Below are 22,455 nucleotides of genomic sequence, written 5' to 3' on the forward strand. Positions count from 1 at the left end.
TGTCAGGCACGCTGCGGAAACGGCCGCCGCCCTTAAGCGACAAGCCATGACTATACATACTGCTTTTCTGTCCGGCGAATTTTCGCCGGGCAATTTTTGCGTTATCACCGGGCATACGTCCGCAAATACTCCGAAATATGTCCTTCCTCCTCAAGCATGAACGGCCACTCCAATACGTACTTCCAAACGCAAATTTCGACTTTTGTCACAACTTAGTTGACATCACATCTTTACAACAACCCCCAGGGGGGGATAATATGATGAGAACAGTTCTCAATATTAGTTTCATTTGGAGGAGGAAATGCTGGTTATGGGACAAGTTATGGTAGCTGAAGAAAAAGAAGACAACAAGCCTTTAAGCGCGCTGTGGGAACAGCATGGAGGCCTGATTATCGCGGCGGCCTGCCTGCTGTTTATCGGGCTTGCCTGGGTCATGGGCAGGAATGATCAGGGCATATTGGAAATCACGTTTTTCATTCTTGCCTATCTTGTCGGGGGCTACCGGAAGGCATGGGAAGGTCTGGAAACTCTGTTTAAAGAAAAGGATCTGGATGTAGACCTGTTGATGGTTGTTGCGGCGGCGGGCGCTGCGGCGATTGGTTACTGGCTGGACGGCGCGATGCTGATCTTTATCTTTTGTCTCAGCGGTGCGCTGGAAGATTACACGATGGAGAAGACGAATCAGGATATCGCCTCCATCCTGAAGTACCGTCCGGAAGATGCGGTTCTCCTTAGAGATGGCGGCGAAGTTAAGGTTAGAGCAGCTCAACTGCAAAAAGGCGACATCGTGCTCGTCAGACCGGGCGAACGCATCCCCTGCGACGGCCACATTCTCGAAGGGCATTCGGCAGTAGATCAGTCCTCGATCACAGGTGAATCCATTCCCGTAGATCTCGCCGCCGGCAATAAGGTCTTCGCCGGAACGATTAACGGACAGGGGGCGCTGCGGATCTATACGGATAAGGGAGCCGAAGACACGCTGCTGGCCCGAATTATCCATCTGGTGCAGGAAGCCAAGGACGAGCTGCCGCCAAGCCAGCTGTTCGTGGAGCGTTTTGAAGGCATCTACGCCAAAGTTGTGGTCGCGGCTGCCCTGCTGCTCATGGTTGCCCCGCCGCTTCTCTTCGGCTGGTCCTGGGAAACGACCGTCTACCGGGCGATGATCTTCCTTGTTGTCGCTTCGCCGTGCGCGCTCGTTTCCTCGATCATGCCCGCGATTCTGTCCGGCATTTCCAACGCCGCCAGAAAAGGCGTGCTGTTCAAAGGCGGAATCCATCTGGAGCAGATGGGTGAAGTGAGTGTCGTCGCCTTCGACAAGACGGGTACTTTAACCGAAGGCAAGCCGAAGCTGACCGACGTTCTGCCGTCTGGTGGCAGCAGTGAACAGGAGCTGCTCACGCTCGCCGCTTCGCTGGAATATTTGTCGGAGCATCCGATCGCCAAAGCCATTGTCAATTTCGCCAAAGCCAGCGGTATTCAAATGGAGCCGGCGGCGGATATGCAGGCTGTGCCCGGGATGGGCGTCAGCGGAACCGTCAGCGGCCGGAAATGCCGTATCGGCAAAAAGGAACTGCTGGCGGGCCTGGACATGGAAGATGTTAAGCTGCAGGCGGCGGATATGCTGGAGGCGGAAGGGAAAACGGTGATCTTCGTCGAATCGGAAGGCGTTCTGATCGGCATGCTGGCGGTTCAAGACGTGATGCGCGCCGGCGTGCGGGAAGCCGTAATGAAGCTTAAGAGTATGAATAAAAAGGTTGTCATGCTTACCGGGGACGCCAAGCTCACTGCCGAGGCCATTGGCCGCGCCGCCGGCGTCGACGAAGTCTATGCCGAGCTGATGCCCGATCAGAAGCTTGCGCTGATCCGGCAGTTGACCGGGGAGTTCGGCAAGGTTGCCATGGTCGGCGACGGCGTCAACGATGCACCCGCTCTGGCGGCTTCCGCCGTCGGGATCGCTATGGGCGCCGCCGGGACCGACGTAGCGCTGGAAACGGCGAATGTCGTGCTGATGAACGACGATATTTCCAAAATTCCGTTCGCGATCTCCCTGGGACGGCGGACGCGCAGGGTTATCCGGCAAAATATTTCCTTTGCCCTGGCCGTCATCCTCATTCTGGTTGTATCCAACTTCTGGGGCGGAATCAATCTGCCGTCCGGCGTGGTCAGCCATGAAGGAAGCACACTGGCCGTTATCTTAAGCGGCCTCAGACTGCTCCGCTAATCTGGCGCACTCTAATCCGCATCTGAACAGAGCGGGAATAACGTTCTATTAGCGGCGGCTTCCGGAGTCCGGCCGCACTGGCTGCCGCTTCTTTACCAAGCAAAATTGTCCCTGTCCATCATCTCTTGCTATAATAGCGGTATGGCAGTCATACTCGACTCATGAATAAGAGAAGGATCAAAAAAGAGGTGCAATATGGCACAGGAAGCCAGAGATCAAGAAGATAATCACGAGCATAAGTACCGCAAGCAGATCGTCAACCGGTTGGCCCGGATTGAAGGCCACGTTCGCGCCGTCAAGCAAATGACCGCCGAGGACCGGGACTGCTCTGAAGTGCTGCTGCAGATTGCTGCCGTGCAAAAGGCTTTGGACAAAGCGGCGAAGCTTCTGTTAAAGGACCATTTGGAGAACTGCGTAGTCAAAGCCGTCCACCATGGCAACGAAAGCAAAGTTCTTGATGACCTTAACAAAGCGCTGGACAACTATATCCGTTAAGTCAAGCCCTGTCGTTAATTAGACGACGGGGTCTTTTATTTTTCCAGTTCTGGCCCATTATATTTAAAATCAGGGATAGATCGCAAACGGGTATTTAATAATATATAGCGTATGGTTTAATCGTCCTCTTATGTTTACGGATTACAGTAAAATAATAACTAGAACAAAGGAGACTACCGATGAAACCCGATCCTGTGGTGCTTATTGTATCGTCCGCGTTTGGAGACGGTCACGCCAAGGTGGCTCAAGCTATTGAACAGTCCTTCCGATCCAGAGGGATAAACCGGGTGCATATTGTGGATCTTTTCGGTGAAGTGCATCCTTTGCTGAACGGAATCACGCGGACATTTTATTTAAAAAGCGCCGCATATGCTCCGAATCTCTACGGAATCATGTACAACATGACGAGCAAAATGAAGCCGGATTACCCGTTAGGGCAATTTTTGCACTCCATGGGCAAGCATAAAGTAAGGAAATTCCTGAATGACCTGCGGCCGGATCTAATCATTCACACCTATCCGTATTTAGCTGCTTCACAGCTGAAACTTGAGTCGGCGGACAATGTTCCGATCTTCACGGTTCTAACCGACTATTGTCTGCATGGAAGATGGCTTCATCCCCGCACCATGAAGTATTTTATCGCCAGCGACAGCATCAAGCAGGAACTGATGAAGGTTGGCGTAGCCGAAGAAAGGATCACGGTCAGCGGAATTCCGATCCGCGCGGCATTTACTGAGTCCGCCGATCGGGCTGAGCTGATACGGAAGCATGGACTGCGGCCAGACCGGCGCTATATTCTGTTATCTGCGGGAGCCTACGGCGTTTCGACCAAGGTTCGCACAATATTAAAAAGCGTGCTGGAGCATACCGATTTCGACTCCATTGTGCTCTGCGGAAATAATCAAAAGCTCCGCTTGGCGATTGAGGCCGGCTACCGGGATAATGAACGCGTTCATATTCTAGGATATACTGATGAAATCCATGAGCTGATGTCCGTCTCCTCCTGTCTGCTGACCAAAGCTGGCGGCGTGACCCTTACCGAAGCTTTTGCGCTATCGCTGCCCGTTATCGTGTATTGTCCTCTTCCCGGACAGGAAGCAGGAAACGCAACGGCGCTGTCCCGTCAAAAAGTGCTTTATACCGCGAGTACGGAAAAAGAATTGATCGGCCGTCTCCGGCTGCTGGAAATGAAGCCTTACCGCGAGGAAATTAAACGCCAGATGAATGCCATATCCCAAAAGAACGCAGCCGAGCAGATTATAAACGAAGTGCTGGAGATCCTGGAACACCATCCTTCACTTCATGGTCAGCCGGTACATTCACTGGGAGTAGAAGGGAAGGCGAAGACCGCTCATGGATACCGCTAATAAGACGGTGGCGCCTGATACAGCCATCGCCCGATTGGGTTTGGCCCTCTTTTTCATAGAGTGGGTGAGGGGAGCGTTTCTGGTTGCCTTTTTGCCTATATATGCGCTGGATCATCTTGGGTTGTCTGCATCCGTTGTCGGGATTGCCGTATCGATTCATTATTTGACCGACAGCCTGATCAAAGGCTTCATCGGCTACCTGCTCGACAGACTGCCTCATCAAATTGTACTTCATAGCGGATTTGGCATTGCTTTGGCCGGGCTCTTCCTGATGGTGACCACGCACCATGCCGGTATTCTGATTGCGGCTTCGGCCCTGCTCGGAGCGGGCTTTTCACCGATCTGGATCATCTGCATGAGCCAGGTTAGAGAGGAGAACCGCGCCCGGCAGATGGGGAGCTTATACGTGTATTGGATGGCGGGTCTGGGCCTCGGAACGGTTATGATCAATGTGATCATGGACTTCGGGTTAACCGTATCTCTCCTTGTGATCGGACTCTTTTTTGCCGCAGGCTGGATCTTCGCGGGTTTGACCCGGTTAGCGGAGGCGCCGGCGCTTGGGATCGAAATGACGGTGGGAGAGCAGTTTACGGCACTATGGCATAAGGTGAAAAGGGGCGGCTTTCTGGTGCCGGGGATGCTGCTGCAAACCGCAGCCGGGGGAATGATCGTGCCGTTATTAACAACCTTTGCCGTGAACCAGCTCGGTCTGTCCCACTCCGGGTTATCGCTAGCGCTTCTGATCGGCGGGGGAGCTGCCGTGCTGCTCATGGTGCCCATGGGCAGATTATTCGATATGATCGGCGGCAAATGGTTCCTGGTGCTGGGCTTCGCCGTATTTTCAGCATCGCTGTTCCTTCTGACCTCCGCAGATTCTTTTGCTAGTGTCGTCATTCTGGCGCTCCTGATGGGCTGTGCCTACGCTACTCTGCTTCCTTCCTGGAACGCGTTGATGGCGCTATATATACCTGAGAGTTCGGTAGGAATGAGCTGGGGCCTGCTGTTCTCGGTTGAAGGTCTGGGGGCCGTGATCGGTCCCTTCATTGGCGGCTGGCTTGCAAGCGGCGGCAATGAAATCATCCCATTCAAGGTGAGCGCTTGTATATTCGGAGTAATCAGTCTCATTTATCTGCTCTCTCCTGCCGAAATGTTCGCTCATCCGGAGCGCCGGACCAAGCTGCGGCAGCAGGAAACTAATTAGCATACGGGCTTGAACGATTAGCCGGGAGAACTTGGCCTACGCCGAGATTCTCCCGGCTTTTTAATCAACAACTTCAATTTATTTACGCTTTGTCATTTCCATGTTATGTTATTTCCATTGATATTTGGACGATTGGCGGGGGGATTATATGATTCGTAAGCTGAATGAACAAGACCGGGCGGCATTGCTTGCTTTTTTGGGAAAAGATCCGGCGCTGAATTTATTTTTGATCGCAGATGTGGAGAACTTTGGTTTTGACCAGGATTTCCAGGAGGTATGGGGCGAATTCGAACCGGAGAACGGGCAAATAAAAGCGGTTCTGCTGCGCTACGAGTACAATTACCTGCCCTACGCGGCTGGGCCATTTAATGTACAGGGGTTTGCCGACATCATAAAGCAGGACGAAAGAATGGAAATGTTGTCCGGTTCAGCCTCCATTGCCGGGCTGTTCAACCAATACATAAGCTTCCGTAAGGAGAAGAGCATGCATTTTGCCGAACTGAAAGAGCTGGATGGTGAGAAAAGCGTACCGGTCTCTGCGGAAATATCCGCTCAGCGGGCGACTCTCCAGCATGTAGAATCCATTTGTTCGCTTATGGACGGGATTGAGGAGTTCGAAGTGAGCCCGGAAAGCTCACGTTCAAATATGCGGCGGACTCTGGAGACCGGAACGGGGCGCACTTATTTTGTGGAACGGGACGGGCGTACAGCTGCTGCGGCCTCAACTACAGCGGAGAATTCGATGTCTGCGATGATAGTGAGCGTAGCCACGCATCCGGATTACCGGGGGGAGGGACTGGCAACCTTAGTAGTAACGAAGCTGTGCTCCGATCTGGTGAGCGAAGGGAAGTCGCTGTGCCTGTTTTACGATAATCCGGACGCGGCCTCCATATACAAACGAATCGGCTTCCGGGACATCGGCGGCTGGTCGATGATGTACAGATAGTCAGCCGGGGTAGCTGAACTTAGAGAAACTGACTTTGTAATCTTTTTCGGCTGCGCTATACTAGATTATTGAAGAATTCATTGCCGAGAATTTACTTGAAGGAGCGCGACACGCTTGCAGGAAAAACAAGAGAAAACGGGCTACAAATCCATAGAATATGAATACTGAATAACTGGATAGGGGGCATTTGCCCTCTTTTTTTGTGATATTTTCCTCCCCCAAAAACTCTTTATCCTATATTCTGATACAAAAAGCAACTGACGGCCGTCTTATATATAGCTGCAGCTAATAAGGAGGCATTACAAAATGGAAATTCCGGATTCCGAACGTTTTCGATCGATATTTTATGAGCACTATCCTGCTGTCCGGCGTAAATTGGTCGCTCTCGTGCGCGATGAGGCGGCTGCCGATGATCTGGCTCAGGACGTATTCTTGCGGTTATACCGCAATCCCCCGGACGATCCGGCGGCGCTGGGTGCTTGGCTCCACCGTGTGCTTACCCGAATCGGCTATGATTTTCTGGAGAAGAAAGCAAGGGAAAGGCGGCTGCAGAACAAGCAGGAACTGATGTATAACACGAAGGCATCGCCGCCATCGGGCGAAGAATTGATTCTGCGCAAGCTGGATCAGGAGGATGTGCGGGAATGGCTGGATGAGCTGCCCGAGCGTGACAGACAGGCGCTTCTCCTCCGATATTCCGGTTACAGTTATGCGGAGATCGCCGGCGAGCTTGGTGTCAGACCTCCGGTTGTAGGTACGCTGCTGCACCGGGCTACGCAAAGGCTGAAAGCTACTGCATCCAAATCGCTGCCGCAAATGGACTGACAGTTTAATCTTAAGGAGGACGTTGATTGATGAATAACTATTCTGCAAATCACGATAAAGAGAAGCAAAGAACGGATGAGGCATGGGCAAGACTTCAGGAGACGCTTGCGGGCGAGCCGCTCAATCACAAATGGGCGGAATGGGACCGGAAGACGGAAGCGGCAAAGTTTGAAGCACTGAAACAAGATGGATATCTCTCCGGTGCAGATTACCATAAGGCTGAGGAGCTGGGTTATGCAGAACAACAAGACCCTGTTACCGGCAGCAGCGGAGACCGAAGCCGTTCGCGCCGTCCGAGGATGAAACGCCGCCGGAAATGGACGATGGCTGTCGCCGGTATAACCATTGTTGCAGCTTTCCTCGCCACCCCTGTAGGCAACACGGCGATGGCCGCCATTCTCAATCAGTTCCGTATGCAGTCGGTAACGGCTGTAAATGAGAGCGATCTGCGCAATATGTTCTATTCGGTTAGCGAGAACGGCGACCTGAAAGAAACTATTAACAAGTTTGGTTCCTTTTCAAGCAGTTCAGGCACAATCAGCGGAAAGATCAAGCCGGAGCAAGTTAAGGACAAGTTAGGGTATGCGCCGTTAAGCGCGGCTTTATCTAATGACGGAGCGGAGTTAACAGTAAATCCTTCCGGGGAAATTACACTTAATCTTAATGTAAATGAAGTCAATAAAGCGATGAAACGTTTGGGCGCCGAACAGCTGCTGCCGGAATCCATTGACGGAAGACCCATTACGCTGCACATTCCGGAAACCGTGAACTATGATCTGTCCCCTGACAGCGCACATTGGGCTAACCTGACACAAATGAATACTCCCGCAATAACCGTAGACCCTGCAATCAAGGTCGAAGAAGCGCTGGAGGCCATTATCAACTTCCCGCTGCTGCCGGATTCTTTGAAATCGAGTCTCAAGCAGAGCAGTATTCTAGCGGGTGAAATTCCTATGCCGGTCATTTCGCAAGACAATGCCGACCAAATAACGGTAGAGGGAACGAAAGTTCTTGTGAGTCACCACGAATACGGTCAAGATACGACTTATGATGCCGTTTGGGTACACGACGGGCAATTGTTTCAGTTATTCGGCGGAAATGTATATACCACCAAAGAGAAGATAACCGCGAAGGTTCAGGAGCTGATTCAATCATGAGTGTACCGGCGATAGAAACATGGGCTCTTACTAAAGAATATAGTAACGGACGCGGCTGCCGGGATGTAAGCATTACCGTAGGGAAAGGGGAAGCCTTCGGCTTCCTCGGCCCCAACGGCGCAGGCAAAAGCACCTTGGTCAAAATGCTGGTCGGGATGATTACACCCTCAAGCGGCAGAGCCGCATTGCTGGGCTATAAGATTGGTTCTCTTGCGGCGAAGTCGCAGATCGGCTATTTACCCGAATTATACCGTTATCAGGAGTGGATGACCGGAGAAGAAGTGGTGGAGCTTCATGCGCGGCTATGCCGTGTTGAGCGTTCGGTGACAGCCAAGCGGGTTCCGGCGCTTCTTGAGGAAGTAGGGCTCGGACAGCGGGGAAGGGACAGAGTCAAGCATTACTCCAAAGGGATGCAGCAGCGGCTGGGACTGGCCTGTGCGCTGGTCAATGATCCCGAGATTATTTTTCTGGATGAGCCGTCATCGGCGCTGGACCCCATCGGACGCAGAGAAGTCCGCAATATTCTGGAGAAGCTGAAGGAGCGGGGCAAAACAATCTTTCTCAACTCCCATCTGCTGGAGGAGGTTGAGCTGCTGTGCGACCGGATGGCGCTATTGAATAACGGTGTTATCCTGCGGCACGGCAGTGTGTCCGAGGTGCTTCGCAAACAAACAAAGTGGCTTTTTAAAGTGGGCGGATTCACGCCTTTTTTGTGTATCTGGCTAAATGAACAAACGGGTCTGCACTTCAGGCTGTCTTCCCGGCAGGAGCAAACTTTCCAAGGGCGTAATAGCGGAGACCAGCTTCCGTCCGGGCAATCGCAATCGCAGGATGGAAGTGTAGTATGGCTGGAGGCCGAACTGGACAGTGAGGAGCAAGCAGGCTGGATCAATGCGCTCATCGTGGAGCAGGGAATGACGCTTTATGAAGTCACGCGTGAACAAGAACGTCTGGAAGAGTGGTTCGTGAATACCGTATCCGGACTTGACCACAGAGGTGAACGGGAATGAGGATCATTTGGGGCATAACCTGGAAAGAAATGCTGCGCAAGAAAGTGCTGCTGCTCACTCTGCTCATGACTGCAGTATTTCTTATAGGCTTCTGGTTTGTGGCGAGTGCAATCGGAGATCCAGGCGCGCAGCAAGGGTTCAGCGACAGCGGAGAAGCATTGATAAACCGATTTGCGAACGGTGCGGTTATCATGACGCTTGGTTTTATGTTTGGGTCATTTGTACTCGCGTTTCTGGCGATATTCACTTCTTTCTCGGCAATCGCGGGGGAAGCGGAAGCAGGCGTGCTTCAGGCGCTGCTTTCCCGGCCGCTTCCGCGCTGGAAGTGGTACGCCGGGCGTTGGCTGGGGTATGTAACCGTAGGAATCGCATACGCTTTGCTGCTGTTTATTTCCATTCTGCTCATTGCCAGGGCGCATGCGGCGATTCCATTAGATCCGGCAGCCTGGATCAAATCCTTCCTGCTGTTCTCCTTGGCCGTCCCTCTGCTCGTGACCGTGTCCATGCTCGGCTCCGGATTCTTCTCTGCCATTGGCAATGGGGTGTTTATGACGATGTTGTATGGAGCAAGCTGGCTGGGAGGCATGATTGAACGGATCGGCTCCGGTTTAAGCCAGGACCCTGCTATGACGGAATCGCTGAATCGGTTGACCGGAATCATAACGCTGATCATGCCCGCGGACGGTCTGCAGCGCAAAGTGATTGCCGAGTTATTCAGCTTTGACGAATTGAGCGGGATGGTTCCTATCGACGTGTCTTCACCCGTAAGCAACAATTTTTCCTCGATACCCTCAAATTCCTTTGTTATATATGCCATCGTGTACACGGTTGCAGCTTTTGTAATAGGGATGTTGCGTTTTAAGTCCAAGGATTTATGAGAGGTTGGGAATTAATGTAACCCCAGCCCGCGCAGCAAAAAAGCAATAAGCCAAGCATTAACTTGAAACAACCGGCATCCCGTTGACAGAACAGCGGCGGGAGGTTCAATTTCACCGGCAGAGCTAGATCCCCTTATAAAGAGCAACCCTATATCCTTATATGCTGGCGGAAGCTGCTGCAATACGATAAAGTATACAAGAGAAGACAGGAGTGACGGGGAGAGTGAGTAACAATGGGCTGCGGTGTCGCAACACTGGAACATCGGCATGTAGGCGTGATGTGGAAGACGGTTTCGGAGGACTGCAACCTGGCCTGTGATTACTGCTACTACAGTACATGCGGCGGCAAGCCGGGACCGAAGATCAACCGGATTGATTCCGCCATTCTGGAGAAATTCATTAAGGAATATATGGCCCGGTCACGGGGAGCGGCTTCTTTTGCCTGGCAGGGAGGGGAGCCGCTGCTCGCGGGTATGGAGTTCTTCGAAGAGGTCGTGTCGCTTCAGGCCCGCTACGCGCCGAAGGGGACAATCATCGGAAATTCCATTCAGACGAACGGGACGCTGCTTAACGACCGCTGGGCGGCTTTTTTTAAAAAATACAATTTTCTGGTCGGCGTAAGCCTGGACGGGCCTGAGAATATTCATGATGCGCGGCGGGTGGACTCGCTTGGGCAAGGCAGCTTTCACAGAGTAATGAAGGGAATTGAACATTTACGGCGCCATCAAGTGGACTTCAACATCTTGTCCGTCATTCACAAAGGGAACGTAGGTCATGCTGCCGAGATCATGTCTTTCTTGGAACAAGAAGGCTTCAGCTACGTTCAGTTCATTCCGTGCATGGATTTTCGGTCCCAGGAGCCGGACAAGCCGGGCGTTTACGATATTACACCTGCGGAATACGGCCGATTTTTGCGTGAAGCCTTCGATTATTGGTATAACGGAGGGAACCCGCGGGTTTCCGTACGTTTTTTTGACAACATGCTTGCCGGTTATACGAACCGGGAGGCAGAGCTGTGCATTCATAGGGCTGAGTGCCCGACCACGATTATTCTAGAGCAGAACGGAGACGCCTATCCGTGCGACTTTTATATTTCTCCTGAATGGAAAATCGGCAACGTGGCGACACACTCCATTGAAGACATTTTGAAGCATCCGTTGTACACTCGTTTTCTCGGAATGAAGCCAGCACTGCCGGAGGGATGCCGGAGCTGTGAATGGAAACCTTTGTGTCATGGCGGCTGCCCTCGCAACCGGGAATGGGGGTCGGAGCTTGAGGCCAGAGGCAGAGATTATTTTTGCGCCAGCTACAAGGAGATTTACGCGTATGCGGACGAGCGGATGAAGGAGCTTGGAGACAACGTCAGAAGCAGCCTGTTCCGCCAGAATATGCAGTATCATTTAAAAGGACAGCTCCCGGGCCGTAATGATCCTTGCGCCTGCGGCAGCGGCAAGAAATATAAGCAGTGCTGCTTAGGTTTGGTCACAATCTGACTAAAATCTATTGATAATCAAAGTTTTTAGAATTAAAATCAAAGAAATTTCATATCTTGCAATCAGGTGCCCTTGTGAGATCAAGGGGTAACAGGGAATCGGGTGTAAATCCCGAGCGGTCCCGCCGCTGTAACCGAGGAGCCTCCTTCTTTTATGTCACTCAGCAGCAAGTCTGGGGAAGACAGAAGGCAGGCGATGATACGGAAGCCAGAAGACCTACCTAGATTTGCACACCAAAATTGCCTTCGGAGAAAAGGAGTGGTGACGAAACATGAACTCGAAATTTAGCTCTGCTTAATTTGATGTTTATTAACGTTCCCATTGGAAAGTCCCGAATCTACCAAAGGTTGCCTGGGGCTTTTTTTGCGTGTTAAAAATCAGATGAAGAGAGAAGGAATCATCAATGTCAACGATATCGCTTATACTTCTTGTTTTTGTGCTGGGTCTTCGTCATGGACTGGATGCGGATCATTTAGCTTTTATTGATGGACAAACCCGTTACAATTGGCGGATGGGCAGCCCGATTGCCCGCTTTGTAGGTACACTGTTTTCATTTGGTCATGGAGCAGTTGTAGCTGGTATGGCGACAATTCTCGGAATGTTTACCCAAAATTTTAGATTTCCTGAGTACTTTGACACCTTTGCAACCTGGGTATCGATCATATCCCTATTTATCATTGGAACCATAAATATTATTAATCTAATGCGTTCCAAATTTAAAAATGAGGAATTTCAACTTAAGGGGATTAAAGGGAAGTTTATTTCGAATGTTGCGCGGGGAACTACAAATCCATTTTTAATTATTTTAGTAGGAGGGATCTTCGCACTGGCTGCGGAGACCATTAGTCAAACCTCCGTTTGGGCACTTGCAGCCGCCGGTAATTCATTCACGTACATGCCTTTAATTCTGGGACTTATTTTTATGCTCGGAATGATGATTACCGATACCATCGATTCTCTAATTACATTCAGAATGATGAACCAATCAAGCAGCCTGGGGCAATCAGCTTCAAGAATCATTGGCTGGGTGATTGTTGCTCTGGCCTACGGTGTTTCTTTCTATCAGGCATTCACCTACTTTAATCCTTGGGCAGAGCTTGACTTTGAAATCGTCGGGATTATTATTTTCTTATTCTTACTTCTTTGCTTTGTCCTTGTTAATGTGCGAGCGAAGTCAAAGACAGTTCGTTGATGAATCTATATGGCCAAAAGGAGAGGGCGACGATGTTCCGGTTAAAGGGAGTAAAAGCCAAAGGGATTCTGTCGATCACAGACTTAACGATACCTGCAAAGAGAATAACCTGCATTGTAGGTGGGAGCGGCAGCGGAAAGACAACCTTGCTTCGGCTGTTAAATCAACTGGATAGCCCAGATGAAGGCGAGATTTGGCTGGGTCAACATCTTTCAAGCGAACTGGACCCCACCGAGTGGAGGCGAGAAGCGGTGATGGTGCCGCAAGCCACGATCACGTTCAAAGGGACGATAAGAGATAATTTGCAGATCGGATTGTCTTTTGCCGGTAAGCCTGAAGCATCCGATGAACAATTGGAGGAGGCGCTTCATCTCGCCTGTCTGGAAAAAAATATGGAACAAAATGCGGAGGATCTCTCCGGTGGGGAAAAGCAGCGTTTAGCCCTTGCGAGGGCTATTGTGATGAATCCGATGGCGCTCCTTCTGGATGAACCGACTTCAGCACTGGATGAAGACACAGCGGATACGGTAATGCAGAGATTGACCGCATTCATTCGTGAAAACGGCAAAACACTCGTCATGATTACGCATTCCCGTCATATTGCCGATACATACGCCGATTTTGTTATTGAAATGAAAAGTGGAATGCCGCAGGGAAGCGGGAGGGATGCACATTGAACGGAACGATTGATTTATTATTTTGGCAGCTAGCCGCAGCCTATCTGTTCGTGATTTTACTGATTGTAATCGTTAGAATTAAAGGCATTCCGCGTGAAAAGGAGATATTGATCGGGGCGGTTCGCATGACCCTGCAGCTCATTCTCGTCGGGTACTTGCTCGTGTACGTATTTGGGAACGCTCATCCGGTGTACACCTTGCTGCTTGTGGCGATTATGCTCGCTTTCTCCATTCGGACGGTTATTAACCGGACAAAAGGGAAGCTGTCCAAAGCCTTGAAACAAAGCATTGCTTTTTCGATGACTTCCGGTATTTTGGTCAGCCTTATCTATTTTATTTTCATTGTCTTGCAGTTGGCTCCCTGGTACGAACCAAGGTATGTCATTCCAATAGCCGGGATGATCGTCGGCAATTCGATGACAGGGGTCGCGTTAGGCGTGAATTCCCTGATCGAAGGCATGCACGGCCAAAAAGATAAAGTGGAAGCGGCGCTCATGCTCGGAGCTACACCAAGAATGGCAGCACGGGAGATCGTCAATCAGGCATTCGATTCCGCCATGCTGCCCACCATAAATTCGATGGTTGGCATGGGCATCGTGTTCTTACCCGGAATGATGACAGGACAAATCTTGTCCGGGACATCGCCAATCGTGGCCGTCGAGTACCAAATTGCTATTATGCTGGGAATTGTCGGGAGCGTATCGTTATCTGTCATCCTGTTTGTACAGCTCGGATACCGGACATTTTTTAACCGCCGCAGCCAGCTTGAATTATAAACGTATAAACCTCACTTCTCCTGCCCGGCTATTCACCGGACATTCCGGATACAAATAGCCGGCAGGCCCCTTATTTTTCCGTTTCTTCTAATCCCATTTCCTGTAATGATGTTCCCATGTAAACCACCCCTTAATGAAATCTTTATCAAATAGAGGTATGGCTCGTTTATCTTTGCTGAAATATTTTTCTGGAAAAAACAACATAGAAGATGTATATTATATCCAGATTGCTTGGTTTTATATGGTATAACAGAACTTGATTACCAGTAATTACAGCCCGGCCGTCAACTGAGGAAACTAAAAAGGAGGATTGCATGAGCAGCTCAAAAATTTTACCGATGCAATACCCGATCATTACTTCATGGCAATGGGTGGCGAATTCTTTCGCGGTGCTAGACAATTATCCGGAAACGGAACCCTGGATTATGAATCACTTTATTCAGCTTCAGCTTACTACGAATCCGGGTTGGATCAGCGCCTATGTGGATTTTTTCCGGACCCCCGTATTCGAATACTGCCCATGGCTGTTTCATCAGCATTTGAAGCGGGAAACGGTGCGTTTCATCAATGAGGACATTTGCGCCTTTATTGTGGACTGTATCAATCTGAACAATTACATATACGGCGTGTTCGATCAGGCATTTTTTGTGCAGGGACATGACCGGCTGCCGCATGATCTGTTTATTTACGGATACGATCTGGAGCGCCGAGTGTTCCATGCAGCCGATTTCACGTTTACGGGCAAATATTCTTTCGCGGAGGTTCCGTTCGAGCAGTTGGAGAAGGCGTACCACGCGATAGAAGGGGAGGATGATTGGCTCTATTCCGGCAAGGGCGGCTTATCGTTGATCAGCTTTAATGACTCGATAGGCTATGAGTTCAATATATCGAATCTGGCGGAGCAGCTGGAGGGCTTTTTAACGGGGCATAACTGCTTTGAGAAGAGCAGGGAAATGACCCACCGGACAAATCCTTGCGTATACGGACTGGGAGTCTATGACCAATTGATTGAGAATCTTATAAAGATTCAGAATAAAGAGCAGGGGGCTGATTACCGGCCGTTTCATGTGCTCTGTGACCATAAAGCGCTCATGCTGCGCCGGATTCCCTTCCTGGAGCAGCACGGCTATTTGAAGCCGGGTACTAACCTTGCGGAGCGTTATCAAAGTCTAGAAAATGATGCTCTCCTGTGCAGAAACTTCCTTATCAAGTATATGGTTACGGAACAATCGTCAATTATCGACAAAATAATAACAAATATAAGAAAAATTAGAAACGAAGAAGAAGAGCAAATTAAAATCTTATTATCGAATTTAGTGATAGCCTAATTGTTAAATGATGGATGAAAGGAGTGTGAGGCATGAGTAAGCAAGGTGTTACCGAGCAAATTATCGAACTGATCAAGCAAAAAATATCATCTTCTCCAGGCACTTCCTCTGAGGACGCGTCCATTACGGCTGACACGCTGCTTCGCGATGTGTGGCTTAGACTGGAATCGATTCAGGTCGTTGAACTTGTCGTCGAGTTGGAGACGGAATACGAGACGGAGCTGCCGGATGAACTCCTGGGCCAGATAGACAGAAGCCCACTAATGGTATCTGATCTGGCCGCAATGGTTAAAGGTGATGCAGTCTAGCGCCTGATGTCCCGCTCTCGCCAAGAGGTACGGAAGCTTTCGAATCCGCCGCGTAAACTCTGAAGAAATAATCGCAGCTTACAGAGCCTTCCCGCTTTGATTGACGAGCCGCTCCTCTTGCATGTTCCGCCATTTGCCTCAGCATGCTGAATCTCGACGTCCAAAGCAGGCTGATTTGCGAGCTGTATTTCAACGCTGCATTTAATTTGGCTTTCAAGTTGCTGCGCCCAAGCTTGACCGATCTTTCACTTAGTCCCGCGGCGAGCTCGGTTCTCCAGGTTAAGTCATTATTAAAGCATAGATAAGGCAGGTCTTCGTAATACATCAAATGAGCAGGCCAGCCTGTACCGTTTCCGGCTGAAAGCCCGCACCGCTCGGCGGACTGCCGGACGAGGCAGTGATCGATATGCCTTCCGATTCCAAGCGGCACGTAAACGCCTGCATAATTTTCAAATTGGATTTGTTCTGACAATGCGGAGACGATCTCTTCCATCACCTGATGTTCAGTCCTCCACTCCGTATTGAACAACTCGTTCAGCTTGCTGTATACAGGGCTGCCGTCTTTATTTTTACGATAAATGCATTCCAGCAGGTTGAGATGCAGGACGCTGGCGCCGAGCGCCTTCGCAGCTAGAGTATCCTCTTGCCGGCGGACGTCCATCGTATCCATCCCGAGCCCGAATTTTTTGTGAAGGATTCTGGCCAGCATGGACAACTCCGTTCCCATACCCGTAAAGACGGTAGCGATCGTAACCTGGTAATCTTTTTGTACAAGGGCATCGATGTAATCGCCGCAGGACAGGATCGCATCGTCCAAATGGGCGGAAATAAACAAAACATGTTGTGGCATAAGGCACCCCCTTTGCATTAGTATTACAATTATATACTAATATATCTATATATGTTATTCATATCATTTTAATTTAGAAAGGAAGAGGAGAAATGTTTGAGAGTATTAAAGAAATTATTATCAAAATCAAAGAGGATGAAAGCTTGCGAAGCACTCTTACGCCAGAGAGCGATTTGATTAATGATGTCGGCCTGGATTCGCTACAGATGATCAATTTCATTCTGGAGATCGAAGACCGGTTTGGAGTGGAAATTGTGTACGAGGATTTGGATTACAACAGTCTGCTGTCCATTGAGCGCTTCATCGATTTCCTGAACGGCATGGAGAAGAAGATTGGCTAGAGAGCTCGTTGCCGGAATCTTTGACGCGGAGTCCCACTGGAGAGATGAGAATCTGGCGCGCTTGCCCGCTATTCGCGATAAAGAAAGAGAACGGATCGTTCTGGCGATGGATGAGCTTATGTTTCCGTTCTGCGGCAGCGGCGATACGCTATTAACCCGGTTTGCCATGGAGGATGCACATAAGGCGTATCTGGCAAGCATCGGTTTCTCCTTCGGGCATTGGGTCTGGGAGGGAGAGGAAGCATCGGCTAATCTCTTTCAGGCCATGGTATCCGAACCGGAACGTGATGAGCGGTACAGAGCATTTGACGCATTATCCCCTTTCGCCGTCGTGCCGTATACCCATGAGGTTATCGCCAAATACGGATACGCCTCCGAGGTCCCGAGGCTCGAAACGGTGAAACGGGTCAATTCCAAAATATACTCTACCTGGTTGACCGGGAATCTTCTTGGCGAAAGCTTCGGTAAGCCGGTGTACTCGGCGGAAGAGCTGTCGATGCTTGGGCATAGCCTGCTGGCGGAGCATGGATCAGTTCTTATTAAAGATCCGTACGGCGTTTCCGGAAAAGGCAATATGCTGCTTCAATCGAAGGCGAGCCTGGAGCGAGTGGCGTCTTATATCCGCAAACAGGAAGGAGAGGGCAAAACTACCGCTTTCGTAATCGAGCCTTTCCTGGATGTGGAGTGCGATTTCTCTTGCCAGTTCGATATTATGAGGGACGGTTCATTCCATCTGATCGGCTTGCAGAAAACACTCAACAGGCAGTTTGCCTATTTGGGCTCCGAATCCATGGATGCAGAAGGGCGGGGGGCGCTCGAAAGGGCGGGCTACTTCGATGTGCTGATGCAAGCGGCCAATCGCCTGTATAATGCCGGTTACTTTGGGCCGGTCTGTATCGACTCCATGATGTTAAAAGACGGAACGCTGGTACCGATTGTCGAGATTAATGCGCGGAAGTCGATGGGATTCATTAATCATCGTCTGGATCAAGTCCTTGAGACTCACGGAAAAAAAGGCTTCTTTACCTTCCGTTCGGTTGGGTTCAAGGAACGGTTCGATTACGAATGGTGGCTTGACGAGCTGAAGCGGCATGACATTCTGTATCCGAACCGGCAAGGAAACGGCATTCTGCCGCTGTCTTCCGCCACATTGTTCGCTGGCGCAGCCGAAGCCGGAACCGCCGCACCCGAAGGGGGCCGCTTGCATAAGGGCAGGCTCTACATGACCGTTATTGCTGATCATTTGCCGGAGCGGGAGCGTTATTTGGAGCGAATGAGACACAGCTTCGAGTCGAAAGGAGGGAAATGGTATAGCTAGCGAAACAAGACCAATCACCCTGCTCGGCTCCGGCAACTCTTTGGGCGTTTATGTGCCGGTCATGCAGCTTGGCCGCCAATTAAGCGGCAGAGGCATCCCCGCGGATGTGTACGTGCTGGAGGATCTCTACCTGGAGCACATTAAGCAGAAGGTGCCGGTGTACAAAAAAGCTTTTCATCAAAACTTCGCCGTAGCCAAAAAAGGGGCCGAGCTGGCCCGTGATATTTCCAGCTGCCTGGATTCCGTCAAGCTGCAGCAGCTCTTTGAAGTCTGGAGCCGGGAGGGCAGAACCCGATTGATCACCGCAACCGGCTTCTGGCTTCCAATTATAGAGCAGTATCAGCGTTATATCGGGAGCACGCGGCTGGAGGTGGATTGTCTCCATCTGGACGCCGTTCACTCTCCTTCATATCTGGTATATGAGGACATAGGCGTTTCATACAAGCATATTTGGTTCTATGACCCGGCTTCCAAGGGCATGTCCTACCGGATCGCTATTTCCGATGAGGCTCCCATACCGCTGCGGATGAGGGAAGAACGTTATATTACGCACGGAGGTGGCTGGGGCATCGGAACTTATCCGTCAGCCGTACAGGAACTGCTGCTGGCGGGGAAACGCCTTAATGGGCTTGCCTATTACCAAGAAGATATTAAGCCCCATGAACAAATTCAATATTACATGAATGATCCGCAGTGGAGCCCCTGGATAAAGGACGAACACGGCCGCATGCAGTTTCCCCCGCTCGCGCGGATTGAGCCGGGCCGGGCGCCTGCTTACCGGAATCAGCATCCTTATCCGCCGTTGTTCGATGTCATTCGGCACTCCGCCGCGATCATCAGCAAGCCGGGCGGTTATTCATTGATGGAGTCCCTGGCCGCCGCGACGCCTTTCGTTTTTCTGGAGCCGTTCGGCAGGCATGAGGCGGCCAATGCCGCCTTCTGGATCAAGCAGGGCTTCGGAATCTGGTATGAGGATTGGAAGGCCCAAGGCTATTCCATGGATACGCTCATTTCCTTGCATGAGAATCTGATGCGGGCAAGAAATCAATCGATTGATTATGGAGGGATCCTTGATGCAGCCCAAAACAACCCGGAAATTCGATGAGCAGGTGTTCAACGATCTGAAACGCACGATTATGAACATGTCGCGGGCAAGCCGCTTGCGGAAAGCGGACAGCCGATATGCGATGCAGGTCCCGGAGGATATCGGAATCAAGCTGAACAACGGCTGCAATTTGCGCTGCAAGCATTGCTATGAATGGAATGAAGACGGCTTTCACCGGGAAATGAGCAAGGAGGATCAGAGGAAGGAAATTGATATCGCGCTTGTAGAGAAGGTGCTGGCATTTACCCGGGAGAAGAAATCGAAGGTGTACTTGTGGGGCGGCGAGCCGCTTTACTACAGCCAATTTTCGCAGCTGGCCGAGCTGCTCGAACAGGATCAGCGGACCGTTACGATTTGCACGAACGCGGTCTTGCTGGAGCAGCATCTGGACTCACTGCTCAAGATCGGTGAAGGGCTGGTCGTTCTGGCCAGCCTGGAAGGATTCGAAGCGGAGAACGATGCGATCAGGGGCAAAGGGACCTACCAAAAGGTTATTCAGGCGGTAGAGCTGCTGCTGGAGCTTCAAAGAAAGGGCATTTTCAAAGGCAAGGTCTCGATCAGCCTGACGATGAACGATGCCATGATTCCGAAGCTGTTTTCCTTTATGCAGCATTTTCAGGAGATCGGCGTCGATTCCGTCTATTTTGTCTATCCCTGGTATATTTCCGCCGAGTCCGCGGCGGACATGGATGACTTGTACAGGAAGGAGCTCAGTTGGCTGAATCCGGCCGAGCCCGGAAGCTGCAGCTGGCATTCCTTCACCTACCGAATCTCACCGGAGAATGTGGAGCCGCTGAAGGAGGAGGTTCGCCGTATCTCAGAGCATACGTGGAGCAGCCGCATACGGTTCATGCCTGCGCTGGAGCTTAACGAGATCGGTGATTTCGTGAGCGGGGTCCAGATGACGGGGATGAAGCGGAAAGAGTGCCTGGCCATCTCCACCCGGATGGACGTGCTGCCCAGCGGGAACGTGACGCCGTGTAAATTCTTTCCGGAGCTTGCCGTCGGCAACATCAGCGAAGCGTCCGCCGAAGAGGTGTGGCACGGGGAGAATTACGGCAAGCACCGTGAGCTGCTGTCCTGCGGGTTGATGCCGGTCTGTTCCCGCTGCGGCCTGCTGTACCATTACGGACGGTAATTTCCAACATATAAGAGCAGGGTGATGAGGCTATTGGAAGAAGCGATCAAGGTTGAGCAATTAGCCAAAAGCTTTACCTACTATACGAAGGAAGTCGGAGTGATGAACTCCCTCAAAAATCTGATCCACCGCAAAACCTTAACCAAGCAAGCGGTAAAGGACATCACCTTCTCCATCGGCAAGGGCGAAATGGTCGCCTTTCTCGGTCCGAACGGTGCGGGCAAAACAACGACGTTAAAGATGCTCTCCGGCATCCTGCATCCAACTGACGGCAGCCTTTCCGTACTGGGATTTAAGCCTTATGAGCGGAAAAAGGAGTTCAAGAAGCGTTTCGCGATTGTCATGGGCCAGAAAAGCCAGCTGTGGCCGGATCTTCCCGCGTCGGAGTCGATTCTGCTGAACCGGTACATCTATCAAGTCGAGGAGCAGACCTATAAGCGGACGCTGGATGAGCTGGTCGAACTTCTGGATGTGAAGCATGTGCTGAATGTCCAGGTCCGGCGGCTGTCGCTGGGCGAGCGTATGAAGATGGAGCTGATCGCCGCGCTTATCCATAAGCCCGAGCTGCTGTTTCTGGATGAGCCTACCATCGGACTTGATGTCGTTACGCAGAAGAGAGTAAGAGAGTTTCTGGCGCACTACAACGAGTATTATAAGACGACGATTATTTTGACGAGCCACTATATGAAAGATGTCGAGGATTTGTGCAAAAGAACCCTGATTATCAACGACGGCCGTCTCGTCTTCGACGGCAACTTGAATCAGGTGCATGGTGCGGTAAATGAAACCAAGATTGTCAAGCTGAAATTCAGCCAATCCGTTGAAGCTTCCAGGCTTGAGCCGTTCGGGGCCGTTCGTCAAACGGACGAATTTGCGGCAACGCTGGAAATCGCTAAGGAACAGATTAACCCGGTTTCAAGAGAGCTGCTCGACCTGTTCCCGATCGAGGATATCACAATTGAAGAGAAGCCCATCGAGGAAGTGATCGTCTCTCTTTATAACAGGACGCAGCCCGTATGAGCATTTATCCAAAGTATATACGCGTCTTCAAGCTGGGCGTCCAGGCTTCGATGGAATACCGTCTTGACTTTGCCTTTTCCCTGATCAGCGCGTTCTTCCCGATTATGATCCAGTATTATATTTGGACCGCCGTCTACGGGCGTTCAGGCTCAGGACAATTTTTCGGCTATACGTACGGAGAAATGATTCTGTATACGATTGTGGCGGCAATTGTAACCAAAATTGTAACAACCAATATGGATCATGTCATCGCATCGGACATTAAGGACGGGGCCCTGAATAAATTTCTGGTGCAGCCGGCCAGTTACTTTGGGCTGAAGCTGTTTACTTTGCTCGGGCAAAAGCTGTTCTTTTTCACGGTTATGCTGGTCGTTTTGTTTCTGGTCATCTTTTATTTTGGCGGGCGGTACGGCATCCATATCCCGCTTGTGAACCTGGTGTACTTTGTGGCGGCGATGGCCTTGTCGCTGATCTTGAACTTTCTCATATCGTACACGATTGCGGCAATCGCCTTTTGGCTGTCCGAAATCTCTTATTTCTTCGAAATGACCGGACTGCTTGTCATCATTTTGAGCGGAGGCGTGTTTCCGATTGAGGTGTTCGGCAAGGCGGTGAGCAGCCTTCTGAACTATCTTCCTTTTAAGTACACAATTTATTTTCCGTCCAATGTGATCAATGGGAAACTGATGATGAGTGAGATCACGGAAGGGCTGCTGATGCAAATCTTTTGGATCGGCGTCATGTTCCTCGTTTCGAAGCTGGTGTGGCGGATCGGCTTTAAAAAGTATCTCGGTTTAGGGGGCTAATCG

At 50.8% G+C, this 22,455-nt stretch carries 22 protein-coding genes and 1 riboswitch; of the genes, 21 read left to right on the forward strand and 1 reads right to left on the reverse strand.

Features of this window, described 5'->3' with window-relative positions; all coding sequences use genetic code 11:
* The first annotated feature begins 310 nt into the window (after positions 1 to 310).
* The 15 genes from PDUR_RS13365 to PDUR_RS13435 all read left to right on the forward strand — a co-directional run bounded on the left by PDUR_RS13365 (position 311) and on the right by PDUR_RS13435 (position 15,874).
* The gene (locus tag PDUR_RS13365; protein ID WP_081949515.1) at positions 311 to 2,221 is read left to right on the forward strand and encodes a heavy metal translocating P-type ATPase; all 1,911 of its coding nucleotides are present in this window, start codon (positions 311 to 313) and stop codon (positions 2,219 to 2,221) included.
* A 195-nt stretch (positions 2,222 to 2,416) separates the two neighbouring features.
* The gene (locus PDUR_RS13370) at positions 2,417 to 2,716 is read left to right on the forward strand and encodes a metal-sensing transcriptional repressor (protein WP_042206702.1); all 300 of its coding nucleotides are present in this window, start codon (positions 2,417 to 2,419) and stop codon (positions 2,714 to 2,716) included.
* Positions 2,717 to 2,895: 179 nt separating this feature from the next.
* Positions 2,896 to 4,083, forward strand: a complete 1,188-nt coding sequence (locus PDUR_RS13375; RefSeq protein ID WP_042206703.1) for an MGDG synthase family glycosyltransferase — start codon at positions 2,896 to 2,898, stop codon at positions 4,081 to 4,083.
* On the forward strand, positions 4,070 to 5,284 hold the full coding sequence (locus PDUR_RS13380; protein WP_042206704.1) for an MFS transporter: 1,215 nt from the start codon (positions 4,070 to 4,072) through the stop codon (positions 5,282 to 5,284). Before PDUR_RS13375 ends, PDUR_RS13380 begins: the two co-directional genes overlap by 14 nt.
* Positions 5,285 to 5,432: 148 nt before the next feature.
* Entirely contained in the window at positions 5,433 to 6,230 is a 798-nt protein-coding gene (locus PDUR_RS13385; RefSeq protein WP_042206705.1) for a GNAT family N-acetyltransferase, read from the forward strand.
* 306 nt (positions 6,231 to 6,536) lie between these two features.
* Entirely contained in the window at positions 6,537 to 7,055 is a 519-nt protein-coding gene (locus tag PDUR_RS13390) for a sigma-70 family RNA polymerase sigma factor (RefSeq protein WP_042206706.1), read from the forward strand.
* Positions 7,056 to 7,084: 29 nt separating this feature from the next.
* Positions 7,085 to 8,212: a hypothetical protein gene (locus PDUR_RS13395; RefSeq protein WP_042206707.1), complete on the forward strand. Its 1,128-nt coding sequence runs from the start codon at positions 7,085 to 7,087 to the stop codon at positions 8,210 to 8,212.
* The gene (locus PDUR_RS13400) at positions 8,209 to 9,222 is read left to right on the forward strand and encodes an ABC transporter ATP-binding protein (RefSeq protein WP_042206708.1); all 1,014 of its coding nucleotides are present in this window, start codon (positions 8,209 to 8,211) and stop codon (positions 9,220 to 9,222) included. Before PDUR_RS13395 ends, PDUR_RS13400 begins: the two co-directional genes overlap by 4 nt.
* Complete coding sequence (locus PDUR_RS13405) at positions 9,219 to 10,100, forward strand: ABC transporter permease (RefSeq protein WP_042206709.1); 882 nt, start codon at positions 9,219 to 9,221, stop codon at positions 10,098 to 10,100. Before PDUR_RS13400 ends, PDUR_RS13405 begins: the two co-directional genes overlap by 4 nt.
* Positions 10,101 to 10,333: 233 nt before the next feature.
* A complete protein-coding gene (locus tag PDUR_RS13410; protein ID WP_042206710.1) occupies positions 10,334 to 11,593 on the forward strand; it encodes an anaerobic sulfatase maturase in 1,260 nt (419 codons plus the stop codon).
* A gap of 49 nt (positions 11,594 to 11,642) precedes the next feature.
* A riboswitch (cobalamin riboswitch) is annotated at positions 11,643 to 11,831 on the forward strand.
* A 165-nt stretch (positions 11,832 to 11,996) separates the two neighbouring features.
* On the forward strand, positions 11,997 to 12,785 hold the full coding sequence (locus PDUR_RS13415) for a HoxN/HupN/NixA family nickel/cobalt transporter (RefSeq protein WP_042206711.1): 789 nt from the start codon (positions 11,997 to 11,999) through the stop codon (positions 12,783 to 12,785).
* Between the two features lie 32 nt (positions 12,786 to 12,817).
* Complete coding sequence (locus tag PDUR_RS13420; protein ID WP_042206712.1) at positions 12,818 to 13,462, forward strand: ABC transporter ATP-binding protein; 645 nt, start codon at positions 12,818 to 12,820, stop codon at positions 13,460 to 13,462.
* The gene (locus PDUR_RS13425) at positions 13,459 to 14,238 is read left to right on the forward strand and encodes an ABC transporter permease (protein ID WP_042206713.1); all 780 of its coding nucleotides are present in this window, start codon (positions 13,459 to 13,461) and stop codon (positions 14,236 to 14,238) included. The genes PDUR_RS13420 and PDUR_RS13425 overlap by 4 nt, the downstream gene beginning before the upstream one ends.
* Before the next feature lie 314 nt (positions 14,239 to 14,552).
* Complete coding sequence (locus tag PDUR_RS13430) at positions 14,553 to 15,566, forward strand: hypothetical protein (RefSeq protein WP_042206714.1); 1,014 nt, start codon at positions 14,553 to 14,555, stop codon at positions 15,564 to 15,566.
* Positions 15,567 to 15,598: 32 nt separating this feature from the next.
* On the forward strand, positions 15,599 to 15,874 hold the full coding sequence (locus PDUR_RS13435; RefSeq protein WP_042206715.1) for a phosphopantetheine-binding protein: 276 nt from the start codon (positions 15,599 to 15,601) through the stop codon (positions 15,872 to 15,874).
* Here PDUR_RS13435 and PDUR_RS13440 read toward each other — a convergent pair.
* The gene (locus PDUR_RS13440; RefSeq protein WP_042206716.1) at positions 15,855 to 16,724 is read right to left on the reverse strand and encodes a PIG-L deacetylase family protein; all 870 of its coding nucleotides are present in this window, start codon (positions 16,722 to 16,724) and stop codon (positions 15,855 to 15,857) included. The two genes, PDUR_RS13435 and PDUR_RS13440, sit on opposite strands and share 20 nt — an antisense overlap.
* Positions 16,725 to 16,816: 92 nt before the next feature.
* Here PDUR_RS13440 and PDUR_RS13445 point away from each other — a divergent pair, with 92 nt between their 5' ends.
* Genes PDUR_RS13445 through PDUR_RS13470 form a run of 6 tightly spaced genes read left to right on the forward strand, consistent with a single transcriptional unit; the run spans position 16,817 to position 22,452 of the window.
* The gene (locus PDUR_RS13445; protein ID WP_042206717.1) at positions 16,817 to 17,065 is read left to right on the forward strand and encodes an acyl carrier protein; all 249 of its coding nucleotides are present in this window, start codon (positions 16,817 to 16,819) and stop codon (positions 17,063 to 17,065) included.
* Complete coding sequence (locus PDUR_RS13450) at positions 17,058 to 18,383, forward strand: ATP-grasp domain-containing protein (protein ID WP_042206718.1); 1,326 nt, start codon at positions 17,058 to 17,060, stop codon at positions 18,381 to 18,383. The genes PDUR_RS13445 and PDUR_RS13450 overlap by 8 nt, the downstream gene beginning before the upstream one ends.
* Positions 18,384 to 18,423: 40 nt before the next feature.
* A complete protein-coding gene (locus tag PDUR_RS13455) occupies positions 18,424 to 19,488 on the forward strand; it encodes a hypothetical protein (RefSeq protein ID WP_156130453.1) in 1,065 nt (354 codons plus the stop codon).
* Positions 19,457 to 20,626, forward strand: a complete 1,170-nt coding sequence (locus PDUR_RS13460) for a radical SAM protein (RefSeq protein ID WP_042206720.1) — start codon at positions 19,457 to 19,459, stop codon at positions 20,624 to 20,626. The genes PDUR_RS13455 and PDUR_RS13460 overlap by 32 nt, the downstream gene beginning before the upstream one ends.
* 24 nt (positions 20,627 to 20,650) lie before the next feature.
* Entirely contained in the window at positions 20,651 to 21,646 is a 996-nt protein-coding gene (locus PDUR_RS13465; protein WP_042206721.1) for an ABC transporter ATP-binding protein, read from the forward strand.
* A complete protein-coding gene (locus PDUR_RS13470) occupies positions 21,643 to 22,452 on the forward strand; it encodes an ABC transporter permease (RefSeq protein ID WP_042206722.1) in 810 nt (269 codons plus the stop codon). The genes PDUR_RS13465 and PDUR_RS13470 overlap by 4 nt, the downstream gene beginning before the upstream one ends.
* The last annotated feature ends 3 nt before the right edge of the window (positions 22,453 to 22,455 follow it).

The organism is Paenibacillus durus, assembly GCF_000756615.1.
GTDB classification, from domain to species: domain Bacteria; phylum Bacillota; class Bacilli; order Paenibacillales; family Paenibacillaceae; genus Paenibacillus_AQ; species Paenibacillus_AQ durus.